Origin of the sequence: Xenorhabdus sp. KK7.4, assembly GCF_963876465.1 — a bacterium.
In the GTDB taxonomy this organism is placed as follows: Bacteria; Pseudomonadota; Gammaproteobacteria; order Enterobacterales; family Enterobacteriaceae; genus Xenorhabdus; species Xenorhabdus stockiae.
The window spans coordinates 17,046-38,807 of sequence record NZ_CAWNQF010000073.1 but is presented as its reverse complement, the minus strand read 5'-3'; the positions used below and the strand labels follow the sequence as shown (position 1 = coordinate 38,807).

The 21,762-nt window shown below is 43.2% G+C and carries 19 protein-coding genes; 5 read left to right on the top strand and 14 right to left on the bottom strand.

Going from position 1 to position 21,762, the window contains the following annotated elements:
- Positions 1-142 precede the first annotated feature (142 nt).
- From AACS90_RS11615 to map, 3 genes are all read right to left on the bottom strand, one after another.
- A complete protein-coding gene (locus AACS90_RS11615) occupies positions 143-2,296 on the bottom strand; it encodes a carbon starvation CstA family protein (protein ID WP_099111085.1) in 2,154 nt (717 codons plus the stop codon).
- A 247-nt stretch (positions 2,297-2,543) separates the two neighbouring features.
- Positions 2,544-4,103, bottom strand: coding sequence for a phosphoethanolamine transferase (locus AACS90_RS11610; protein WP_193757250.1), 1,560 nt, complete (start codon positions 4,101-4,103; stop codon positions 2,544-2,546).
- Positions 4,104-4,308: 205 nt separating this feature from the next.
- Positions 4,309-5,103, bottom strand: a complete 795-nt coding sequence (gene map, locus AACS90_RS11605) for a type I methionyl aminopeptidase (RefSeq protein ID WP_099122822.1) — start codon at positions 5,101-5,103, stop codon at positions 4,309-4,311.
- A gap of 184 nt (positions 5,104-5,287) precedes the next feature.
- Here map and AACS90_RS11600 point away from each other — a divergent pair, with 184 nt between their 5' ends.
- Positions 5,288-5,893, top strand: coding sequence for a plasmid pRiA4b ORF-3 family protein (locus AACS90_RS11600; RefSeq protein WP_099122821.1), 606 nt, complete (start codon positions 5,288-5,290; stop codon positions 5,891-5,893).
- Positions 5,894-6,004: 111 nt separating this feature from the next.
- Positions 6,005-6,367 carry a GFA family protein gene (locus AACS90_RS11595; protein ID WP_099122820.1) on the top strand — a complete coding sequence of 121 codons (363 nt, stop codon included), beginning with the start codon at positions 6,005-6,007 and terminating at the stop codon, positions 6,365-6,367.
- Between the two features lie 74 nt (positions 6,368-6,441).
- On the opposite strand, the gene AACS90_RS11590 is transcribed toward AACS90_RS11595, so the two are convergent.
- A complete protein-coding gene (locus AACS90_RS11590) occupies positions 6,442-8,904 on the bottom strand; it encodes a TonB-dependent receptor domain-containing protein (protein ID WP_193757249.1) in 2,463 nt (820 codons plus the stop codon).
- A gap of 42 nt (positions 8,905-8,946) precedes the next feature.
- Positions 8,947-9,447, bottom strand: coding sequence for an energy transducer TonB family protein (locus AACS90_RS11585; RefSeq protein ID WP_099122818.1), 501 nt, complete (start codon positions 9,445-9,447; stop codon positions 8,947-8,949).
- Positions 9,448-9,897: 450 nt separating this feature from the next.
- Between AACS90_RS11585 and mutS the strand changes: the two genes are divergently transcribed.
- A complete protein-coding gene (gene mutS, locus AACS90_RS11580; RefSeq protein ID WP_099122817.1) occupies positions 9,898-12,459 on the top strand; it encodes a DNA mismatch repair protein MutS in 2,562 nt (853 codons plus the stop codon).
- Positions 12,460-12,477: 18 nt separating this feature from the next.
- Complete coding sequence (gene miaE / locus AACS90_RS11575) at positions 12,478-13,272, top strand: tRNA isopentenyl-2-thiomethyl-A-37 hydroxylase MiaE (RefSeq protein ID WP_099122838.1); 795 nt, start codon at positions 12,478-12,480, stop codon at positions 13,270-13,272.
- An 82-nt stretch (positions 13,273-13,354) separates the two neighbouring features.
- Here the strand turns inward: miaE and rpoS are convergent, their stop codons facing one another.
- The 5 genes from rpoS to AACS90_RS11550 form a co-directional block, all read right to left on the bottom strand.
- Positions 13,355-14,350, bottom strand: a complete 996-nt coding sequence (rpoS, locus tag AACS90_RS11570) for an RNA polymerase sigma factor RpoS (RefSeq protein ID WP_099122816.1) — start codon at positions 14,348-14,350, stop codon at positions 13,355-13,357.
- Between the two features lie 53 nt (positions 14,351-14,403).
- Positions 14,404-15,471 (bottom strand): murein hydrolase activator NlpD, encoded by a 1,068-nt coding sequence (gene nlpD, locus AACS90_RS11565; RefSeq protein ID WP_099122815.1) that lies wholly within the window; start codon positions 15,469-15,471, stop codon positions 14,404-14,406.
- Between the two features lie 155 nt (positions 15,472-15,626).
- Positions 15,627-16,253, bottom strand: coding sequence for a protein-L-isoaspartate(D-aspartate) O-methyltransferase (locus AACS90_RS11560; protein ID WP_099122814.1), 627 nt, complete (start codon positions 16,251-16,253; stop codon positions 15,627-15,629).
- A complete protein-coding gene (gene surE / locus AACS90_RS11555) occupies positions 16,247-17,011 on the bottom strand; it encodes a 5'/3'-nucleotidase SurE (RefSeq protein WP_099122813.1) in 765 nt (254 codons plus the stop codon). Before surE ends, AACS90_RS11560 begins: the two co-directional genes overlap by 7 nt.
- 276 nt (positions 17,012-17,287) lie before the next feature.
- Positions 17,288-17,881 carry an AAA family ATPase gene (locus tag AACS90_RS11550; RefSeq protein WP_241538284.1) on the bottom strand — a complete coding sequence of 198 codons (594 nt, stop codon included), beginning with the start codon at positions 17,879-17,881 and terminating at the stop codon, positions 17,288-17,290.
- Positions 17,882-18,222: 341 nt separating this feature from the next.
- On the opposite strand from AACS90_RS11550, the gene AACS90_RS11545 reads away from it, so the two are divergent.
- The gene (locus AACS90_RS11545; RefSeq protein ID WP_099122811.1) at positions 18,223-18,966 is read left to right on the top strand and encodes an SDR family NAD(P)-dependent oxidoreductase; all 744 of its coding nucleotides are present in this window, start codon (positions 18,223-18,225) and stop codon (positions 18,964-18,966) included.
- 83 nt (positions 18,967-19,049) lie between these two features.
- Here the strand turns inward: AACS90_RS11545 and truD are convergent, their stop codons facing one another.
- The 4 genes from truD to ftsB form a co-directional block, all read right to left on the bottom strand.
- The gene (gene truD, locus AACS90_RS11540) at positions 19,050-20,099 is read right to left on the bottom strand and encodes a tRNA pseudouridine(13) synthase TruD (protein WP_099122810.1); all 1,050 of its coding nucleotides are present in this window, start codon (positions 20,097-20,099) and stop codon (positions 19,050-19,052) included.
- Between the two features lie 2 nt (positions 20,100-20,101).
- Entirely contained in the window at positions 20,102-20,575 is a 474-nt protein-coding gene (gene ispF, locus AACS90_RS11535; RefSeq protein ID WP_086955344.1) for a 2-C-methyl-D-erythritol 2,4-cyclodiphosphate synthase, read from the bottom strand.
- Positions 20,572-21,357 carry a 2-C-methyl-D-erythritol 4-phosphate cytidylyltransferase gene (gene ispD, locus AACS90_RS11530; protein WP_099122809.1) on the bottom strand — a complete coding sequence of 262 codons (786 nt, stop codon included), beginning with the start codon at positions 21,355-21,357 and terminating at the stop codon, positions 20,572-20,574. Before ispD ends, ispF begins: the two co-directional genes overlap by 4 nt.
- 72 nt (positions 21,358-21,429) lie before the next feature.
- On the bottom strand, positions 21,430-21,750 hold the full coding sequence (gene ftsB / locus AACS90_RS11525; protein ID WP_099111070.1) for a cell division protein FtsB: 321 nt from the start codon (positions 21,748-21,750) through the stop codon (positions 21,430-21,432).
- Between the last annotated feature and the right edge of the window lie 12 nt (positions 21,751-21,762).

Sequence of the window (21,762 nt, the reverse complement as noted above, 5' to 3'; positions counted from 1 at the left end):
CTCTCCCATAACTGTTCTCAAAAGTAATTTTCTTAATGCGATACCTTAAAACTACACCTTAAAGAAATACCCCACATAATACAAAATCTATCATGTGGGGTATTGTGATTGCCAAAGCCACTCTATGGCTTAAGTATTAGCATCAGTGCGTAGAAGAAACTTTTACTCCACCTTCCGGAACAGGAACATAAGGTGTTTCTTTATCTGTACGTTCTGGGTTTTTATTCGCGTTTATCGCAGTTTTGATACCATAAATAATGATGCTATAGACCACAATAAGGAACAAAATGCTTAGGCCAGCATTCGTATAGTTGTTCACAACAATATGACTCATATCATTGATCTGCTGAGCGGTCAGATCTGCTCCGCCTTCCGCAATACGTTGCTTATATTCCTTCGCCAGGAATAAGAAGCCTTCCAGCTTAGGATTATCACTGAATAATTTCAGCCCCAACGCCCATGTAGTACAAATCAACAACCAAATAGCCGGTACAACCGTTACCCAAATGTACTTAGTACGTTTCATTTTGATCAACACAACAGTACCCAACACGAGCGCAACAGCTGCCAGCATCTGGTTAGAAATACCAAAGAGTGGCCACAGGCTCTTAACACCGCCCAGCGGATCGACAACGCCTTGATACAACAGGTAGCCCCACATTCCCACACAGCCGGCTGTACCAATTATACTGGCAATCAGGGAATCCGTTTTTTTCAACGATGGAACGAAATTGCCCAATAAATCCTGCAACATAAAACGGCCGGAACGTGTCCCTGCGTCCAGAGCAGTCAGGATGAACAACGCTTCAAACAAAATACCAAAGTGATACCAGAAGCCCATATCTGCGGCCGGAATGATCTGATGGAATACATGAGCAATACCCACCGCCAGAGTCGGTGCACCACCAGCTCGGTTCAGAACCGAAGGTTCACCAATGTCTTTTGCCGTTTGTAGGATTTGGTCAGGTGAAATCACAAACCCCCATGAACTTACCGTGGCCGCTGCCTGAGTGGTGACATCCTGCAAAGCCGCCATAATCACAGGCGCTTCAGATGTTCCCAGATTATGCAAATCCGGCATGGTAATACCCAGTGCCGACGGCGGTGTATTCATGGCGAAATAAAGCCCCGGCTCGATGATGGATGCTGCAACCAAAGCCATGATCGCAACGAATGATTCCATCAGCATTGCACCATAGCCAATGAATCGGGCATCTTTTTCGTTTGCCAGTAACTTAGGCGTCGTACCGGAAGAAATCAGGGCATGAAAACCAGATACAGCACCACAGGCGATCGTAATAAATAAGAATGGGAATAACGTTCCTTTCCAGACAGGACCTGTACCATCGACAAATTGTGTTACAGCCGGCATTTTCAGGTCAGGGTTGAGGATCACAATACCCACCGCCAGACCAACAATCACACCGATTTTCAGGAAAGTTGCCAGATAATCGCGTGGTGCCAGAATCAGCCAAACAGGCAGCAAGGCAGAGATAAAGGCATAGCCAATCAATGCATAAGTAATGGTGGTATCTTTGAAAGTTAAAGCCGGCCCCCAATAAGGGTCAGCGGCAACAACACCACCAAACCATATCGCAGCAATCAGCAGCAGAATACCAATAACGGAAACTTCCCCTACTCGTCCCGGGCGGATATACCGCATATAAATCCCCATGAACAGAGCAATGGGAACGGTGGAACAAACGGTAAATACTCCCCACGGACTTTCTGCCAGCGCTTTCACAACTATCAGTGCCAATACTGCCAGAATAATGATCATAATCAGGAAGCAACCGAACAGGGCGATTGTTCCCGGAACCCGCCCCAGCTCTTCTTTAACGATCTCTCCCAGTGATGTTCCATTGCGGCGGGAAGACATGAACAGAACCATAAAGTCCTGTACGGCACCGGCAAGAACGCCCCCCGCCAGCAGCCACAATGTTCCCGGCAGATAACCAACCTGTGCTGCCAGCACTGGCCCGACTAACGGCCCGGCCCCCGCAATGGCAGCAAAGTGGTGACCAAACAGGACATTTTTGTTGGTTGGCACATAATTGAGGCCATCATTATTAACAACCGCCGGTGTTGCCCGTGTTGCATCCAGCTTCATCACCTTAGTGGCGATATAAAGGCTGTAATAGCGATAAGCAACCAGATAAACTGCCACCGAAGCAACAACTATCCATAAAGCACTAACATGTTCTCCCCGACGTAGTGCAACAACTCCGAGGCAAAATGCCCCAATTATCCCCAGTATCATCCAGGGGATATGTTTTAAAAATTTATTATTGTTCATAAAACACCCTTTTTAAGGTAAGACGAACAGCAAGTTACCCTTTCATTTCTCCGCTTCTGTACGCCAGTTATCCGACTACCGCAGAAAGCGATACTACTCGCCACACTGTACTATGATACGAAACTTCTTCCGCCGGGATGGGAAGGATCTGCGCTAACGGTGAAATAACACATTAAGCGGTCAGAATCCTTCTATCAGTGGTTTTACAGTGACTTTAGAGTAAATGCTTCGTGAATATGCTTATCGTCTACAAACCAGAATCAATGGCATCATCTTTCAGGCTGTTAAAGTCAGCATACTTACCATCAAATGAAATGACAGTGTGTTGATCGCCACATTTCTGCTCAGAAAACCAGTCACATTCAGAAGATAACCGAGGTTCTTCAATCCCCAGCCACGTGGATAACATAGGCAAAAGATGAAATCCGCTGCGATGAGCATTGATTCTGGTCTTAACGTTATAGTCATAGCCAGTAATGACGAAAGGCACCTGATAATTCTGTTTATTGGCATCACTATGGTTCAGATTCTCTTTATCCGTTCCTTTGCGCACAAAAGACAAACCATGATCGGCAAAATAGAGCATCGTCCAGTTCAGCTTATTGTGTCTGGCGATATTCTCAATTTCAGCCAATAAACTGTCCGTATTATGGATGCTCTGTACATAACAGGAGATATCTTTGGAGTGAAAATAGTGGCTGTATTTATTATTAGTTCTGGCACAGGGCTGTGGGTGTGACCCCATCAAATGAATGGCAATCAATCTCTTCTTATGACCCTGTTTCAGGGCATTACGGATATGGGGTAATAAATTTTCATCCGGCATGTAGCTTCTATCATCTGAACTTCCCTCTTTCAGAAAAATAGAGTGCGTGGCCTGCTGGCCTATCATTGCAGAAGGGGAATCAAACCCGCCTTTCATACCTTGATTGGAAATCCAGTGAGTTTCAAAACCAGCCTTATTTGCCAGTGTCATGATACTGTTATTCAGCTTAATCTGATTTTCCTGACGAATTGCCAGTGAGTTCGTCAATGAAAGCTGAGTGGATGGCGCAGCAGAAATATAGTTAGTGAATATTGTTGCATTCGTTTTATCCAGCCAGGGCGTGTTGTTATCAGGGAATCCATATTCCCCTAAAAAATCCCGACGGACGCTTTCGCCAATAACCATAATGTAGGTATCATATTTATCTTCTTTAACGGTGGGCTGCCAGTCATCATGATATTTGATAACGCTGGCAAACCGGTTGTTTTCAGACATAACCTTCACATAGCTTTGGTAGGCGTCTTTGAAAAAGCGGATTTCAGGTAAGCTGGTATTCAGAAGTTCATAGCTATCCACAAAACCCGACTTCACATATCCCTTAACAGGTGACCAAAACGCAGAAATAAAAAACAGCGCCAATAACCACTTCTTACCTTTTGCTGAAAAAACGGCATTTAATTTTACCGAGCACAACATCAGAATAAAAATAGCAAACACAGTCAAATAAGTTGATACAGGAAACCCACTGATATATTCCAGTGTTTCATTACGGTTGGTATAAAGCACTGAACCGACAGCGTTGATATCCGGAAAACCGTAGTTGAGACCAAGCGGTGCGTATAATATTCCGACAATGGAAAACAAACAGATCAGTACGACATATAAACGTTTATTACTGGAGGCAAGAAATAAAAAGAATGCAAAAGCACTAAAAACATATATTAATTTTAGCTGATATCCCAGACAATTATGGATCAGTAATATCAGTAGAAAAAGAGAGATTAAATAAAAAATATTTTTATTTTTATAAAGTGAGGACATAATATTATCGGTATTCCTTATAACCATAAATATTGTTGTAAGTCAGTTCCTTTATTGTTTATAAACCCAAAAAAATGATGGCCATACTAAACAATAGACTTTAATTTCCGATAATACTACGTCATAGCAGACTATTAGAAAACAAAAAACAGCCTGCTTAAAACACAAAGAAAGATCACTATCAGTAGCGTACAAAACCGGGAAGCTAGCTGCGCTCAAACATTTCCCGCTCTTCATCCCGTAAGGTCAGAACCCTGAAACCATCATGCGTAACCAGAATAGTATGCTCAAACTGAGCTGATAAACGGCGATCTTTCGTTGTAACAGTCCAGCCATCTTTATGCAGCTTAACCTCTTTTTTCCCCTGATTGATCATTGGCTCAATCGTGAATGTCATGCCTTCTTCCAGTACAATTCCTTCACCCGCTCTCCCATAATGCAGAACCTGAGGTTCTTCATGCATACTACTTCCGATACCATGACCACAGTATTCGCGGACAACACTATAATTATTCGCCTCAGCATGCTGCTGTATCGTCTGCCCGATATCCCCTAATGTGATACCCGGCCTTACAATCCTGATCGCCTTGTACAGACACTCTTGTGTGATATCCACCAGCCGTCTGGCATGTGAGGGAACTTCTCCGACGCAAAATGTGACGCTGCTATCGCCATAGTATCCGTCTTTTTTTACTGTCACATCCACATTAACAATATCACCATCTTTCAGCTTTTTATCGGATGGCCAGCCATGACAAACGACATAATTAACTGATGTATTGACTGTATAGGGAAAACTATACTGCCCCAGACTACCGGGAATAGCTCCCAATGTATTAACGATATAATTATGACAAAACGTATCTATTTCTAATGTCGTCACTCCGGGGACAATAATCTGACGAACAGCTTCAAGAACCTGCCCCGTCATACGCCCCGCAATTTCCATTCGTTTTATTTCTTCTGAACTTTTAATCAATACGCCAGTGCTATCTACCATTAATTTTCTCTTATTTTTTCAGTAAGTAGGGTCGTCTATTAATCATGCCCTTGCATAAGTGAATAACTCAAGCTATTTATTAAAATTTGTCCGCATTATCACTATAGAAAATTCATACTGTAATGAAGCCTTATTGAACTCAACATATTTCTTTGTCAATTATTCAAGTCATTAAGGGTGATAAATGAAAAAATTCTATCAGTTAAAAATTACACTTACAGAAACAAAACCTGCTATATGGCGTCGCTTCATTGTTCCATCCAATATTTCATTGGATAGATTACATGATGTCATTCAAGTTGTAATGGGCTGGGAAGATAGTCATTTACATGAATTTATTCTGGATTCTAAACGGTTTACCGAAAGGCCTGAAGCACCAGAAGAAGGCCATGAGGAAGGGAAATTCAAACTGGATTCACTCATCAAACGCAAAGGAAGTAAATTCATCTATCTTTATGATTTTGGTGACTCTTGGGAACATGAAATTTTGTTGGAAAACAGTAACTATTCACCGGAAGAATTACCCATGCCGATATTCTGCCTCGAAGGAGAACAAGCCTGCCCTCCGGAAGATTGTGGCGGCGTCTATGGTTATAGAGATCTACTTAATATTCTTAACGATCCAGCCCATGAAGAATATCAGGAAATGTTTGAATGGATACATGGTGAAACTGAAATTTCCTCCGGTGACGCATTTTTACCTGAAAAATTTTATCCCGAGGAAGTCAATAATATGCTGGCCTTATATTATCGCTGGTCGAGAGACCGTTATCTGTCTTTGTTCGGGTGAATGACTCATTCACAATATTAAAGGGCCTTTGCTATTTATCCCGGTGAATAAAATAGCAAGGGTCTTTTATTAATTGTGTATGAAGCGATTTATTTTTCATGAGGAAGGATTATGGGTATATCTGAATATCGTGGTGGATGTTTATGCGGCAATATCCAGTTCATTGCAACAGGAACACCTAATAACCCCCATACCTGTTCATGCACGATGTGTCAGAAACATTCCGGAGCATTGACACTCTGCTGGGTTGAATTTCCCAAAGATTCAGTGCGATGGATTGGAAAGGGTGGCTTTCCTTCTTTATATCGATCTTCTGATTACTCCAGCCGGGCATTTTGTAATCATTGTGGTAGTTCATTAGGGGCGATTGATGATAGCCCGACGATTGGATTAATTCTGGGAAATTTTGATAATCATGAATCAGAAGAATTAACCCCGTTGTCGCATTCTTACCCGCCTTCACAACCGAAATGAAAATAATACAGAAAAGAAAATGCCTACTCCGTTCAGGAATAGGCATTTCAGTCAGGCGTTCACAACGATGGCAATTAAAACTTAACAGTCACATTCGTTCTGAAAGTACGTCCCGGTCCCGGCATTAATCCCATTGCTAACGGATCGAGGTAATAGACATCAGTCACGTTATCAATACCTGCCTGAATCCGGATGTTTTTATTAACTTTATATTTCACAAACAGGTCAACGGTTGTGTAAGGTTCCCATTCAACGTGAACCAGAACACTTCCGGAACGCTGTCCTTTAACATCACTCAAACCCACGCTAGGCCGGCTCCCCATATAGCTTAGCGTTGCTCCCATGTCCAAGTCCTGATCAAAAGCACGTCCACCCAATGTCACTGTATAACTATTCTTCGGCTGGATATGGTTTACAACGTAGCTGTCCGGAATACCCCCCGGATTACAGCGCATTTTAGGATTAATGCTTGCCTGTTCTGGTGTTAAACAAAATAGCGTGTGTGTGTAATATGACCAGCCTAATTCAGCGTAAGCAAAACCCACATCATAACTTGATGAAAGCTCTAAACCACGCCACTCCGCTTTATCAACATTGATCATTGTAAGCTGAGTCTCATACTGACCACGTTTTGCGTTGTTTATTCTGGTCAGATAATCTTTAACCTGTGTATCAAAATAGCTCAGTTTAGTACGAAATTTATCGCCATCCATCAACAGATCGTTCTTCAATACATTGACCCCGACTTCCCATGACAGGGAACGCTCAGGTGATAACAGGAGGTTTGTATTCGGAGTCTGAGACCAGCCTTTAGTTGTTTCAAACAGGCTTGGTAACCGGATAGCAGAGCCATACTTGCCATAGAATTGAAGACCTTCTAAAGGCTCAAGGGTCATATTGATAATTGGAGACCAACCGCCGGCAGTACGTTCTAATCCCTCTCCGTAGGTCACCGGACCAATCACTTCCTTCAGTTTATTGTTTTCATCAAAAGTATCTGGAAATATAGGATTATTATCATGAGACTTAAAATATGAATAACGCAAACCACCATCAAAGGTCAGCCAATCCAGAGGCTTCCATTCGGCATTAGCAAAAATATTGTAATCATTGCGCCATCCTTCCCTAAAAGAACCGCTCTTAAGCACGTCATAGGTCTCATTCTTCGGATAACCAGTAGTTTCATATGTGTAAGATGCGCCATAGGTAAACGCAAGATCCCCATAAGGAAACAGGATCTCTGATGTATTATTAATACCTACTCCCCATTTATCTGTCTGACTATAAGTACGGTCTACTGTTATTCCTGATAAAGGGCTTGAGCTATTAATATGGCTCACAGCCTGGTTATAAAATGCATTAGCTTTTAAATCGACCAGATAATTACCTTCTGGCTTAAAACGATATTGTGCCGTATATGAAGTAACATTAATTTTATTCATAAAACCTTCATAAGGCGCACCGAAACGTACTATTGATGATGGCATTATTTCACCATAGCGGCTGATATATTCGTTTCTAGCCAGTTCAAGGGCTTGCCCTTCACCAAACTTCAGCTTCCCTTTCAACAGATGAGAAATATTATCCATTGAGGTATTCAGTACTTCCTCATTTATTCTGTAAGGAGTAAGTCTTTCGGATGAGGAAAAATATGGTTGAGGCGCATTTTTACCTCTTTTACCCGCATAATAGTTACCATTTTGTCGGCGAGCAAAAGCAGCAACCACATCCAGATATTCACTTTTAAACCCTAACGCAATACTGCCATTTCCCCCCGTTGGCCGGAATCCGCCATGCCGATCCATCCCGTCAGATTCATCATAGGTTTCATAAAGCTTTCTAGTAAAATAATTAGGGGTTCTCGGATAACCACCAACCGTACCCACTTCCGGAGGCCTTGTACTGTTGTTATTAAACCCGCCGGTCATTCTCACACCGAATGTCTGACCATGTAAAACAACATCATTCACATTAAGTGTACTTACCCTGACTACCCCACCAATAGCCCCATTAGCGTCAGCCCCTGTACTCGGGCCTTTCTCAATATCCACGGAACTGATCAAGTCCGGATCAATATAAGTGCGCCCGGCCACCCCTGAATAACCACGGTAAATCGTTGTCTCCTGCATGGCTCCATCAACAATAACCGGTGTTCTTCCCTGCCCCTGCATCCCACGGATATTGACATCCAGCGCACCAGAGTTACGGTTCTCACTATTCAGCACGCCCGGCGTTCCCTTCAGAAAATCACCCACGGATGTACCACGGCGCTGTTCTACCTGCTCCGCTGAAATATGAGTACTGGAACCGGGGGTCATATAAGGTAAATCAGCGTTTAGCTGTGCTTCACTGAATCCAGAAACTTTAAGCTCTTTAAGTACCACGGTTTCTGGCTTATGAGGATTTTCTGGCGCGGTTTTCGATGTTTTATCAGTGTCTGCTGCGTAAGATGGAAAAACTGTGTTTCCCAGTAGTGCTAATAAAATCCCTGTTCTCAGGTTCAGTGGGGAGCTGAACGAGTTTGTTGATGATTCCACTTTTAATGCTTCCATGTTATGGCTATTAGTTCAGTGTGATAATTAATTCAATTTGAATGTGATGGGCAAAATGATAGTAACTTTATTATTCTTCAATACGTTTTCCGGAGGTATTGGTAGTGGTTCTGCTCTTTTAAAAACCTGCATAGCTTCTCTGTCCAGTGATGCAATACCGGAACTCTGCTGTATTTCTCTGGTAACCAAATGACCATTTCTATCAATGACAGCCCGAACAACTGATACCCCAGCTTCCCCGTTTCTATGGGCAGAGGCAGGATAATGGATGTATTGCCTAAGTTGCTTCTGTACTTCAAGCTTCCATCGTTTTAGTTCTGTTATTTCCGATGATTCACTGCTGGCTGCTGGTTGTATTGGCTGTATTGTCTTTTCAGCATCAATTAATTGGGTGGTAGTCAGTAACTGATGAGCACCAGAATCAGCGACATATAGACAACCGATGAGTAAAAGCGATCCAATTAAAAATAATAATGAAAAGCCGCCCAAACGCGGAGGATTAGGTCGAAAAATAATAGGTATACTCATTTGTTGTGCGCTGCTGGTATATTTGTATCGTTCTTATAAGGGCGGTAATGATAATTAATGCCAAAAACAAATGCAAACAATAACAATTATCATTATTGGGTGATTTATATCTCCATTACCACTGAATCAAAAATGACCAACATCGATACATTAGGGAAAAAGATTTAAATCGAGCCGCTTCGCAATCCCATTTAATAGTCAAAAAATCCGATACATTCCCGATCGCAATCCTGATAACCTACCGTATGACTCTTCCTCTTAATATCAGCCATCGAATCCACAGATGAATCGCACAGATTATCAGTGATAAGATAGTGTTTTCGCCCAGCAGAGGTTCACTAGCGTTCTATCCTTAGCTGATTATATTTAGGTTTTGTCATTTAGATGGGTTGACTGAGTGTCGATAGCCCAGCCGAGTCAACAGGAACAATAAAATTGAATCAAATCAACATGAAAGAATCTCCAGCAAAGGATGTAAGCACCCACACTCCCATGATGCAGCAGTATCTGCGCCTGAAAGCGCAACATCCTGATATTTTGCTGCTTTATCGCATGGGAGATTTTTATGAGTTGTTCTATGACGATGCGAAAAAGGCAGCAAAGTTACTGGATATTTCTCTGACCAAACGTGGGCAGTCCGCAGGCCAGCCAATCCCAATGGCTGGAGTTCCTTATCATGCAATTGAAAACTATCTGGCAAAACTGGTTCAACTTGGTGAATCTGCGGCAATCTGTGAACAGGTTGGCGATCCTGCCACCAGCAAAGGCCCTGTTGAGCGTAAAGTTGTACGTATTGTGACTCCGGGAACTGTCACTGATGAAGCATTGCTGCAAGAACGTCAGGATAACCTTCTGGCGGCTATCTGGCATGACAGTCAGGGGTTTGGCTACGCTACTCTGGATATCACTTCCGGTCGTTTCCGTGTTTCTGAAATGGCTGATGAAGATACAATTGCTGCTGAACTCCAGCGAACCCGTCCGGCTGAATTACTCTATCCTGAAGCCTTTGAGCACATGGGGTTGATCGAACGCTATCACGGCCTGCGTCGTCGCCCTATGTGGGAATTTGAACTGGATACGGCAAAGCAGCAGCTAAATCTGCAATTTGGTACCCGTGATCTGATCGGCTTTGGGGTCGAAAAGGCTCCACAGGCACTGCGGGCGGCAGGCTGTCTGCTGCAATATGTCAAAGACACTCAGCGCACTGCTCTGCCTCATATCCGCAATATCACAATGGAAAGCCAGCAAGAGACGGTCATCATGGATGCCGCTACCCGCCGCAATCTTGAATTGACTCAGAACCTGTCGGGAAGCACTGAAAACACCCTTGCCTCTGTACTCGATCAGTGTGTGACGCCTATGGGCAGCCGTATGTTGAAACGCTGGCTCCATACCCCAATCCGCAACCGGGATATACTGGAAAATCGCCAGCAGGCTATTTCTGCGCTTCAGGAGATAGGCTTTGAGCTACAACCGTTCTTGCGTCAGGTTGGCGATTTAGAGCGTGTGCTGGCCCGTCTAGCTCTCCGCTCTGCCCGTCCTCGTGATTTGGCAAGAATGCGCCACGCTTTCCAGCAATTGCCAGATATCCACCAGATCATGGATTCTTCTGATTCCCTGTATATTCAGGCATTACAACAACGTATTGGTCGTTTTGACGAGTTACAGCAACTGCTGGAAAACGCGGTAGTCGAAACCCCGCCTGTTCTGGTGCGTGATGGCGGTGTCATAGCGCCCGATTATAATGCTGAGCTGGATGAATGGCGAGCATTGGCTGATGGTGCCAGTGATTATCTCGACAAACTGGAAATCCGTGAACGTGAAAAACTCGGTATTGATACCCTGAAAGTCGGCTTCAATGCAGTGCATGGTTACTATATTCAGGTCAGTCGCGGGCAAAGTCACCTTGTGCCGATTCATTATGTACGCCGCCAGACCCTGAAAAATGCAGAACGCTATATTATTCCTGAATTAAAAGAGTATGAAGATAAGGTTCTGACTTCCAAAGGCAAGGCTCTCGCTATTGAAAAAGCCCTGTATGAAGAGCTGTTCGACTTATTACTTCCTCATCTGGCGGCCCTGCAAACCAGCGCTGAAGCACTTTCAGAACTGGATGTACTGGCAAACCTCGCCGAACGAGCTGAAACACTGAATTATACCTGTCCGACATTAACAGACAGAACCGGCATCCAAATCACGGGAGGCCGTCATCCGGTTGTTGAACAGGTTCTCAGCGAACCTTTTATCTCTAACCCGTTAACCCTCTCTTCACAGCGTCGCCTGTTAATCATTACTGGGCCGAATATGGGCGGGAAAAGTACTTATATGCGTCAGGCCGCTTTGATTACTTTGCTGGCATATATTGGTAGTTTTGTCCCGGCAGAAAAAGCGCTGATTGGGCCAGTAGACCGTATTTTTACCCGTGTAGGTGCATCCGATGATTTGGCATCCGGGCGTTCGACCTTCATGGTAGAAATGACTGAAACGGCTAATATTCTGCATAATGCGACAGAACACAGTCTGGTGTTGATGGACGAAATCGGTCGTGGTACATCAACTTACGATGGTCTTTCTCTCGCGTGGGCCTGTGCTGAAAATCTGGCTAACCGCATTAAGGCGATGACGTTATTCGCCACTCACTATTTTGAATTGACGACATTGCCTGAAAAATTAGAAGGCGTGGTCAATATCCATCTGGATGCGGTTGAACACGGCGACACCATCGCTTTTATGCATAATGTGCAGGATGGTGCAGCCAGCAAGAGCTACGGGCTGGCCGTTGCCTCACTGGCCGGTGTTCCCCGTGATGTTATCAAACGGGCACGTCAGAAACTAAAAGAGCTAGAGTCACTCTCCAACAATGCAACAGCAGGTCATGTCGATACACCACAGCTGACACTACTGGCGGAAGAAACCTCCCCGGCAGTAGAAGCACTGGAAAACCTGAATCCGGACTCCCTGACGCCACGTCAGGCACTGGAATGGATTTACCGTTTAAAAGACATGGTGTAAAGCATGACGGATTTACAGATGACAGGGAGCAGAACAACAGGTTTGTCCATAAAAGGTGATACCAGCCTGTTAGAACCCATTTATCAATTTTTACAGTGTGAAACCCCGGATCAATGGGTGGAAAAAGCACGGCAGCCGGAGAACCTTCCGGTTTTGCTGCGTGATCATCTTTTATGTGAACTAAAAGCAGCGCAGAGCGCAATGTTCCTGATCCGCAAATATGCTGTTGATCCGGCGAGCGCGGATGCGCTGCTGGCATGGTTTCAGCCCTATGAAGATTTTGCCTATAAAAAAATCGGCAGCATCCACTCGTTAAAGGGCAAAAGCCAAATTACGAAACAAATTACTGCACGGGAAAAGTCCCCTTACAGTCAGTCGTTAATTGATAAAATGGTGCTGCTGATAAAAGAAGAACTACATCATTTTTATCAGGTGCTGGAGATTATGGAATCCAGAGGAATAAGCTATGACAGCATCAGCGCCAGCCGTTATGCTCGCTCGTTGTTTCAGCATATCACTAATCATGAGCCTTATACTCTGGTGGATAAATTAATTATTGGGGCATATATTGAGGCACGTTCTTGCGAACGTTTTGCTAAATTAGCGCCTTATCTGGACGAGGAATTGGGTAAATTTTATATTTCCCTGCTGCGTTCAGAAGCACGCCATTATCAGGATTATTTAACACTGGCTCAATCTATATCTAAAAATGATATTACAGAAAGAGTGAAATATTTTGGCCAAATAGAAGCTGAACTTATTCGGTCACCCGATTCTGATTTTAAATTCCATAGTGGTATACCTATAAATTAAAAGTATGCCGATAAATTAAGAAAGGTGGGCTTTATTATCCCACCTTTTAATTTAATTATCCCTTTATCTCAGGTATAAAATTCTAAGTACGGAATAAGGATTCGATATTCAATCCTTGGGTATGCAGAATGTCTCTGAGACGGCGCAACCCTTCAACTTGAATCTGACGAACTCTTTCCCTGGTTAATCCAATTTCTCGTCCTACATCCTCTAAAGTTTCCGCTTCGTAACCAAGCAAGCCAAAACGACGAGCCAGAACTTCACGTTGTTTTGCGTTGAGTTCAAACAACCATTTGACAATACTTTGTTTCATATCATCATCCTGGATGGTTGTTTCTGGCCCAGAATCGTTTTCATCAGATAAAATATCTAACAGCGCTTTATCTGAATCCCCGCTAATCGGAGTGTCGACTGAAGTAATGCGTTCATTAAGCCGCATCATACGGCTTACATCATCAACTGGTTTATCCAGTTTTTCAGCAATTTCTTCGACACTTGGCTCATGATCTAATTTATGAGCTAACTCTCTTGCAGTACGTAAATAAACATTCAGTTCTTTAACGATATGAATGGGCAAACGGATCGTACGAGTTTGATTCATAATCGCCCGTTCAATTGTCTGACGGATCCACCAGGTGGCATAAGTAGAAAATCTAAAACCTCTTTCAGGATCGAATTTTTCTACTGCTCGAATAAGACCAAGGTTGCCTTCTTCAATTAAATCCAAAAGCGCCAATCCTCGGTTGCTATATCTTCGGGATATTTTGACTACCAGCCGCAAGTTGCTTTCAATCATGCGTTGGCGCGCAGCAATATCTCCCCGCAATGCCCGTCTAGCGAAAAGAACTTCTTCCTCTGCTGTCAGCAAAGGAGAAAAACCAATTTCTCCAAGATAAAGCTGAGTTGCATCAAGAACCCGTTGGTTAACTCCTTGCAACAATTCCAAGTCTTCATCAAAACTGGTTAAATCATCCTCGTCTTTCAGCAACGCTTCATCAAAGTCATCGGCTTCCTTGCCATTTTCGTCTAAATCCGCCTCTTCATACAACTCATTAACTTTAAGCGTACTTTGGCTCATCAGCTGCTCCTACCCATGATAATGCGGACAGGAGTTCAGATTCCTGCCCTGGTTTATCGCTGCGGAAGATAACGCAGCGGGTTTACGGATTTTCCCTTGTAACGAATCTCAAAATGCAATCTTACTGAACTGGTTCCGGTGCTACCCATAGTTGCTATTTTCTGCCCTGCCTGTACATCCTGCTGCTCTCGCACCAGCATAGTATCGTTATGAGCATAAGCACTCAGGTAGTCATCATCATGTTTTATTATTATTAGATTTCCATATCCACGTAATGCATTTCCGGCGTAAACAACTTTCCCACTGGCGGTTGCAAAGACGGGTTGGCCACGATTACCCGCAATGTCAATGCCCTTATTCCCACCCTGAGAATCTGAAAAACCTTCAAGAACTTTTCCTTCAGCAGGCCATCTCCAACTATTGATAGTCTTACTAGTAATAGCCTTACTCGCATTTAAATCTGTTGCAGGCGATACTTTTGAAGGGGTACCGTCACTATCAGAAATCGTTTCTCTTGGCAACATTTTTTGCGAATTATTCCTGTCATTATTTGCAGGATACGCATTACCTTTTTGAAAATCAACCTGCTCAATTTTAGATTGTGTGCTATTTGATGCTATTAATACACCGTTCCTGGAGTTTACATTGCCAATTCTCAGGACTTGGCCAACATTTAAGCCATAAGGTTCTGAAATGCCATTTATGTGAGATAGTTCACGAAAATCCTTACCTGTAATCCAGGCAATGTAAAATAAAGTATCTCCATGTTTAACTGTGTAAGTTTTACCGTTATAGCTCCCTTTCGGAATGCTCCCATAATTTCGGTTATAGGCGATTTTTCCATTCTGTAAATTATTATTTCCAGCATTATTTACCGGATATTTACTATTTGTGGAATATTTGCCTATTTCGTTGTTTTTGGAGATTACCGGAGGGGACGATGGCATTGGAGTCGAAATCGATGAGGGGCGGGAGGATATTATTCTATTTTTTTCCTGATTATCCACACTCACTATTGGGGCAGGACGATTTGGTGTATTACTACAACCAGCCAGTATTGTGCCTGCAATTGTATAGATTATTATCCACTGTATTTTTTTCATTAAGTTTCCTACTTTCATACCTTATTCCCCCATAAAGGCAAATATAAGCGACAAGCATTATGATTTATAAAGAAATTAAGATTCATAAAAATATTTAAGGCAAAATACTTTTTTTTTATCTCAAAAAAATAGCTGCTAATTTAAAAATAGCGGTAAAAAAATAAATCAGCAGATTATGCCAGTTCGCCTTGGATAAGAGGTACGAAACGAACAGATTCGATCACTTCACTATGAAAATCGTTCCCATAGCGATGTACCACTTTCAGCGACTGAGAGCTTTCACCAACAGGCAATACCATGACGCCGCCATCTGCCAGCTGATGTAACAATGCCTGTGGTATTTCCGGAGGTGCTGCTGTGACGATGATGGCATGAAATGGCCCCTTTGACGGCCACCCATTCCAGCCATCCCCATGGCGGGTTGAGATATTATGTAAATCGAGTTGCTTTAACCTGCGTTTAGCCTGCCACTGCAATCCCTTAATTCGTTCTACAGAAAAGACATGCCCGGCTAAATGAGCAAGTATCGCAGTCTGATAACCAGACCCCGTCCCAATCTCCAGTACTTTAGATTCAGGCGTTAAATCCAGTAATTCAGTCATGCGGGCAACGATATATGGCTGAGATATAGTCTGCCCGTGTCCGATGGGCAATGCCGTATTCTCATATGCCTTATGTGCCAGAGCTTCATCAACAAAACATTCTCTGGGTACTTTGGATATCACTTCCAGCAGGTGTTCATTATGAATACCCTGCTGGTGTAGCTGTGTCAGCAAATTTTTCATTAACCGACTTAACATTCTCCGACATCCCCGGCTTTCAACAGCCAATCAGTTACCAGTTCCTGTGCTTTATAGGCTGTCAAATCTACCTGCAAAGGAGTAATGGAAACAAACCCTTCTTCTACCGCAGCAAAATCGGTTTCCGGGCCAGCATCGTGTTTTGCTCCCGGTGGCCCTATCCAGTAGAGCATATTGCCTTTAGGGTCTTCCAGAGAATAAACTTCTTCCGCTGCACTTCGACAGCCACACCGTGTTACCTTGAACCCTTTGATTTGTTCAATAGGCACATCAGGGACATTAATATTCAGAATATTACCGGCTCTCAATGGCAATTTCTGTAACATATTCAATAAGCGAACAGTGACTTCCGCCGCTGTTTCGTAATGTTTGTCACCATCCAGTGACACAGCCAGAGCGGGTAACCCCAGATGACGCCCTTCCATCGCAGCAGCCACAGTTCCGGAGTAAATCACATCATCCCCCAGATTAGGGCCACAATTGATGCCTGAAACAACGATATCAGGCCGTGGACGGACTAATTTATTGACGCCCAGATAAACACAATCGGTCGGAGTACCTTCCTGAACTGCAACATCACCATTATTCAGTCTGCTGATACGCAAAGGACGATCCAGAGTTAAAGCATTCGATGCACCACTACGATTACGATCAGGTGCTACAACCTGCACGTGATACTGTTCCCGCAATTTGGCCGCTAACGTTTGAATACCCGGGGCGGTAACACCATCATCATTACTCAGCAATATCCGAAGCATTAAAATATCTCTTAAATTTACTTAAAAAATGGCAAATGTTGAAACATGGTATTTGTTAAAACATAGATTAATACAGTAACTTTCCCTATGTGCTATTCTGCTCGCGTCTTAAAGATCTCTGCTTAAACAACATCAGGGTTTGTCAGAAAATCGTTTGATCTTAGCATGACGCAAGCAGTTTTGTAGAGCGCTTTGCATCCCGTTTACTTAAATAAGAGCATACTTATAGTCTGCATCTTTTAAGTTGTACCTTTGTTGGTTGCACTCACTTTTTGTTCAGAGATTTATCTCTTTATTACCATGTAGCACGATATTAAACCCTTCCTCTTCCTGAGGAGCGACAAAAGCACGGGTGATGGCCGCAAATTGCTCGTCTGTCACCGAAAATTGGTGCTCTCCAGACTGATTGCGCAGATGTAGGCGAGCCAGACAAACACTATCAGGCACATCAAGAAAATGAAGGTAGTTCTCGACCTCTGTTGCCTCAATGATTTTCTTCATCCATTTCCGGTTTTCAATCGTATTAGCAGGAAAATCAAGAATGACAGAAATCCCGGCATTCAATAAAGAGATTAAATGAGGCTCCATCGCATTTCTGAGCTTTTCCGAATAGCACACATAATCGGCCACAGTTTTTATTTCACTACCATAAAGTGTTGAGAGCCAATAATCTTCATTCATAACAATTGTCATTGGTTGCTGAGATAACTGTGCAGATAGGGTCGATTTTCCCGAAGCAATTTTTCCACATAATATGTGAAAAACCGCTTTTTGCGGATGAGTCGTTTTTTCCTGAGAAATAGATTTATCTTGGCAAAGAGTATTTTCCGATGAGGATATTTTTGATGAATACATTAAATTATCTTCCATTAATCAGAGCAATATAAAGGTTATTAATTCAAAAAAGCATTTTCATTTGAAACCAACACTAACTAGATTAGACAAAATCCACTTTATTCCGTTGAGTATGAAATAATAATACATCCCACAAATTTCAATTAATTATGTGAAATACACTCCAAAAATTAATATAGAAAACTTCAATTGCAATAACCAGATCAACTTTCAGATAATTTAAACAATCCTCTCGTAAAAATAATATCTATATTATCTCTGAAAATAATTTTCACTGACGTAATTATATTATCCTAGAATAGTTAATACCACTTTAGAGTTATTATCTACATTAAATAGAAATAACAGAGGCTTATATGAGATTCCAAAATAGCGTGGTGATTATTACAGGCGGAGCAAGTGGAATTGGTGAAGCAACAGCAAAAGCATTTTCTGCCGAAGGTGCTCATGTTGTGATTGCCGATTTCTCAGATCATGGGAAAAAAGTTGCCGAGGAACTTAATACAAAAGGCAATGAAAGTATTTTTATTAAAACTGACGTCACAAGCGAAGAGAGCATTAAGTATATGGTCTCGAAAACAGTTGAAAAATTTAAACGTATCGATGTTTTATTTGCCAATGCAGGGATAGCCGCCGATAACAGTGCAGATAAACTGACGGTTGCCAGCTGGCAGAAAACTATCGATGTGAATCTGACCGGGGTTTTTCTATGTGATAAATTTGTTATCCATGAAATGATTAAACAAAAATCAGGTGGGGTGATCGTCAACTGTGGTTCGATCCACAGCTTTGTCAGCCGCGAAGCCATTACAGCTTATACAGCCTCTAAAGGCGGCGTTAAGTTATTAAGCCAGACTTTAGCGATTGACTATGCCAAAAATAATATCAGGGTGAATACAGTCTGCCCCGGCTATATCAACACTCCGCTATTAAGCCAGATCCCCGAAGAACTAAAAGAGCAGCTTATTTCTCTTCATCCACTGGGACGTTTAGGAAAACCAGAAGAGGTGGCGAAAGCCGTATTATTCTTAGCAAGTGATGATGCATCATTTATTACCGGAACGACATTACTTGTCGATGGTGGATATACCGCACAGTAGTACTCTCCCATCGACTTTCAAGTTGCAGCTTACTGACAAAGCTGCAACTTGAAATATCTAAAGTAATACTCAGGCGAAAACCATTACTCGGAAATATCAGCCGTATTGTTTTGCTTCTGATTAATCAGCTCTCTGATAACACTGGTAGCGAAGCTGCCCGATGGCAAAGAAAAATGAAGAGTAACCGTTTGGTCATCCAGCCATTCCCAGTGCAGATTAAGTGGTTTTACTAACATCGCTCTGCGCGCACTGTCGACACGTTCACGTTTCACTAATCCCCAAAGAGATTCGTAATCCTGTAAACATTGCTGTTCAAAATCCAGAGCCTGATGTAGCGTTCCCAGTGCTTTATCACCCGGTAATGACGCCGTAATCTGCAATTCACCGTCCATAACCCGCTGCTGTAATACAGACAGTTCAGATTCATCCGCCACAAACCAGCTGCCACGCCCCGTCAACTGCAATGCGTCGCCATTTTGTACTTGCTGATGTTCGCCTCGTCCGATACGTATACTGGTAATTGCGTTAAACATAGCGCTACGGCTGGCAGAAAGGTAAAAGCTACGGCGATTACGCTCTTTAACCTGTATTTCATTTGTTGCCCAGCGTTGCGCCTGAACCAGATTCTGCCCATCACGCCCAAAACGCTGTTCACCAAAATAATTAGGGACGCCTGTCTGAGCTATCTGCTCTAAACGTTTTTCTACTACCTGACGATCAGAAACTTCTCTCAATACCAGTGTAAAATCATTGCCTTTTAGCGTACCAATGCGCAGTTTGCGTTTCTGACGAGCAGTAGCCAGTATTTCACATCCTTCAAGCTGAAATGCAGCCAGATCAGGATCCTGTTTTCCCAGCAGATGCAAACAGAACCACTGTTCTGTCACCGCATTACGATCTTTTAAGCCCGCATAACTGACAGAACGCGCCGGTATTTTGGCAAAACGGGCAAGGTTATCAGCAACAAACTGCGTGTTACATCCTGTCTTGCGGATATGCACCATTAAGTGCTCACCTTCTCCATCAGGAGAAAAGCCTAAGTCTTCCCGCACAATAAAATCTTCCGGGATCGATTTAACAACGCCAGTGGCTTCCGGACGCCCATAAAGCCAGTGTAATTCACTCAATATCATGCTTATTCCTTCACCAGCAAAGCGACCGCTTCACAGGCAATACCTTCTTTACGGCCCACAAATCCCAATTTTTCAGTCGTTGTCGCTTTAACGTTAATATCATCCATATGGCACTCAAGATCTTCTGCCAGATTGACGCGCATCTGGGGAATATGAGGTAACATTTTAGGTGCCTGAGCAATAATGGTGATATCAAGATTACCTATCCGATAACCTTTTTCACGAATGCGGCGATAAGCCTCTTTCAGCAACTCACGACTATCTGCGCCCTTAAAAGCCGGGTCAGTATCCGGGAATAATTTCCCGATATCACCCAATGCTGCTGCTCCCAACAAAGCATCTGTTGCAGCATGCAAGGCAACATCACCATCTGAGTGTGCAATCAGCCCCTGTTCATAAGGAATGCGGACACCACCAATGATCAGTGGCCCTTCTCCGCCAAATTTATGTACATCAAAACCGTGACCAATTCTCATAAGATACGTTCCTTTGATTTTCGGGATAGGTAAAACTCAGCCAGAGCCAGATCTTCAGGCTGAGTTACTTTTATATTGTCCGCCCGACCGCTGACCAGAGCTGGATGATAGCCACAATATTCCAGCGCAGAAGATTCATCTGTAATGCAGGCCTGTTCAGCAAGGGCTTTCATCAGACAATCGCGTAATAACTGCAACGGAAATAGCTGTGGCGTCAACGCATGCCAGAGACCACTGCGATCAACGGTGTGATCAACCACCTGTAGTGCTGTGTCAGTTATTCTTCCCGAAGCAGCGGCCATCATACGTTTCATTGTGTCCCTGACCGGTGCGGCCAGTAATCCCCCACAAAACCGTTCGTCATCAAACGGCCCAGCACTCAACACAGAAGAAACCGATTTTTCATCCAGCAATTGCAGTAAGTTATCAAGGTCATTCCGATGCAAACAAGGGCGCGCTGCATCATGAACCAAAACCCAATCAGGGCATTCCGGCGACAACCCGGCCAGATAATTCAGCCCGGCTAATACTGAATCAGCGCGTTCATCACCACCGATAACTGTTGTAATACGCGGATCAGAAGCGATAGGCAATTGGTTAAATTGTCTGTCAGCAGGGTGTAACACAATGATAGCCTGCTGTATGCGGGGATGTTCAAGCAGTGCAGAGAGTGTATGTTCAATAATCGTTTTTTCGGCAATACTGAGATATTGTTTCGGACACTCCGATTTCATCCGGCTACCGATACCAGCAGCAGGGATTAAAGCAACTATTTCAGTCATAAAATTCAGTTATAAAAATATCAGCAGGAGAGTGAAGCGTTGAGCAGTTCATTTGAGTTATTGTTCACTGTTTTATTTCTCGTTATTTTGTCCCGAAGCCTGTTGTGCATTTTGTTTCGTTGTATCCGGTACCATGCGATAAAAAGATTCACCGGGTTTAATCATACCTAATTCATTACGGGCACGTTCTTCAATTGCTTGCTGACCGCCTTTCAAATCCTTAATTTCCGCAAATAGCTGGTCATTACGCGACTTCAGAAAAAGGTTGTCTTTCTCTTGTTTTGCAACCTCATCCTTAACCCGCATATAATCGTGAATACCATTTTTGCCGATCCACAGCGAATACTGTAACCAGCCAAGTAAAACCAGTAATAGTAGCGTTAGTTTACCCATTTCCGCCCCCTG

Coding starts and splice junctions, on each gene's coding strand:
- AACS90_RS11615 (WP_099111085.1), bottom strand. CDS start 2,296: ATGAACAATAATAAATTTTTAAAACATATCCCCTGGATGATACTGGGG.
- AACS90_RS11610 (WP_193757250.1), bottom strand. CDS start 4,103: ATGTCCTCACTTTATAAAAATAAAAATATTTTTTATTTAATCTCTCTT.
- map (WP_099122822.1), bottom strand. CDS start 5,103: ATGGTAGATAGCACTGGCGTATTGATTAAAAGTTCAGAAGAAATAAAA.
- AACS90_RS11600 (WP_099122821.1), top strand. CDS start 5,288: ATGAAAAAATTCTATCAGTTAAAAATTACACTTACAGAAACAAAACCT.
- AACS90_RS11595 (WP_099122820.1), top strand. CDS start 6,005: ATGGGTATATCTGAATATCGTGGTGGATGTTTATGCGGCAATATCCAG.
- AACS90_RS11585 (WP_099122818.1), bottom strand. CDS start 9,447: ATGAGTATACCTATTATTTTTCGACCTAATCCTCCGCGTTTGGGCGGC.
- mutS (WP_099122817.1), top strand. CDS start 9,898: ATGAAAGAATCTCCAGCAAAGGATGTAAGCACCCACACTCCCATGATG.
- miaE (WP_099122838.1), top strand. CDS start 12,478: ATGACAGGGAGCAGAACAACAGGTTTGTCCATAAAAGGTGATACCAGC.
- rpoS (WP_099122816.1), bottom strand. CDS start 14,350: ATGAGCCAAAGTACGCTTAAAGTTAATGAGTTGTATGAAGAGGCGGAT.
- nlpD (WP_099122815.1), bottom strand. CDS start 15,471: ATGAAAGTAGGAAACTTAATGAAAAAAATACAGTGGATAATAATCTAT.
- AACS90_RS11560 (WP_099122814.1), bottom strand. CDS start 16,253: ATGTTAAGTCGGTTAATGAAAAATTTGCTGACACAGCTACACCAGCAG.
- surE (WP_099122813.1), bottom strand. CDS start 17,011: ATGCTTCGGATATTGCTGAGTAATGATGATGGTGTTACCGCCCCGGGT.
- AACS90_RS11550 (WP_241538284.1), bottom strand. CDS start 17,881: ATGGAAGATAATTTAATGTATTCATCAAAAATATCCTCATCGGAAAAT.
- AACS90_RS11545 (WP_099122811.1), top strand. CDS start 18,223: ATGAGATTCCAAAATAGCGTGGTGATTATTACAGGCGGAGCAAGTGGA.
- truD (WP_099122810.1), bottom strand. CDS start 20,099: ATGATATTGAGTGAATTACACTGGCTTTATGGGCGTCCGGAAGCCACT.
- ispF (WP_086955344.1), bottom strand. CDS start 20,575: ATGAGAATTGGTCACGGTTTTGATGTACATAAATTTGGCGGAGAAGGG.
- ispD (WP_099122809.1), bottom strand. CDS start 21,357: ATGACTGAAATAGTTGCTTTAATCCCTGCTGCTGGTATCGGTAGCCGG.
- ftsB (WP_099111070.1), bottom strand. CDS start 21,750: ATGGGTAAACTAACGCTACTATTACTGGTTTTACTTGGCTGGTTACAG.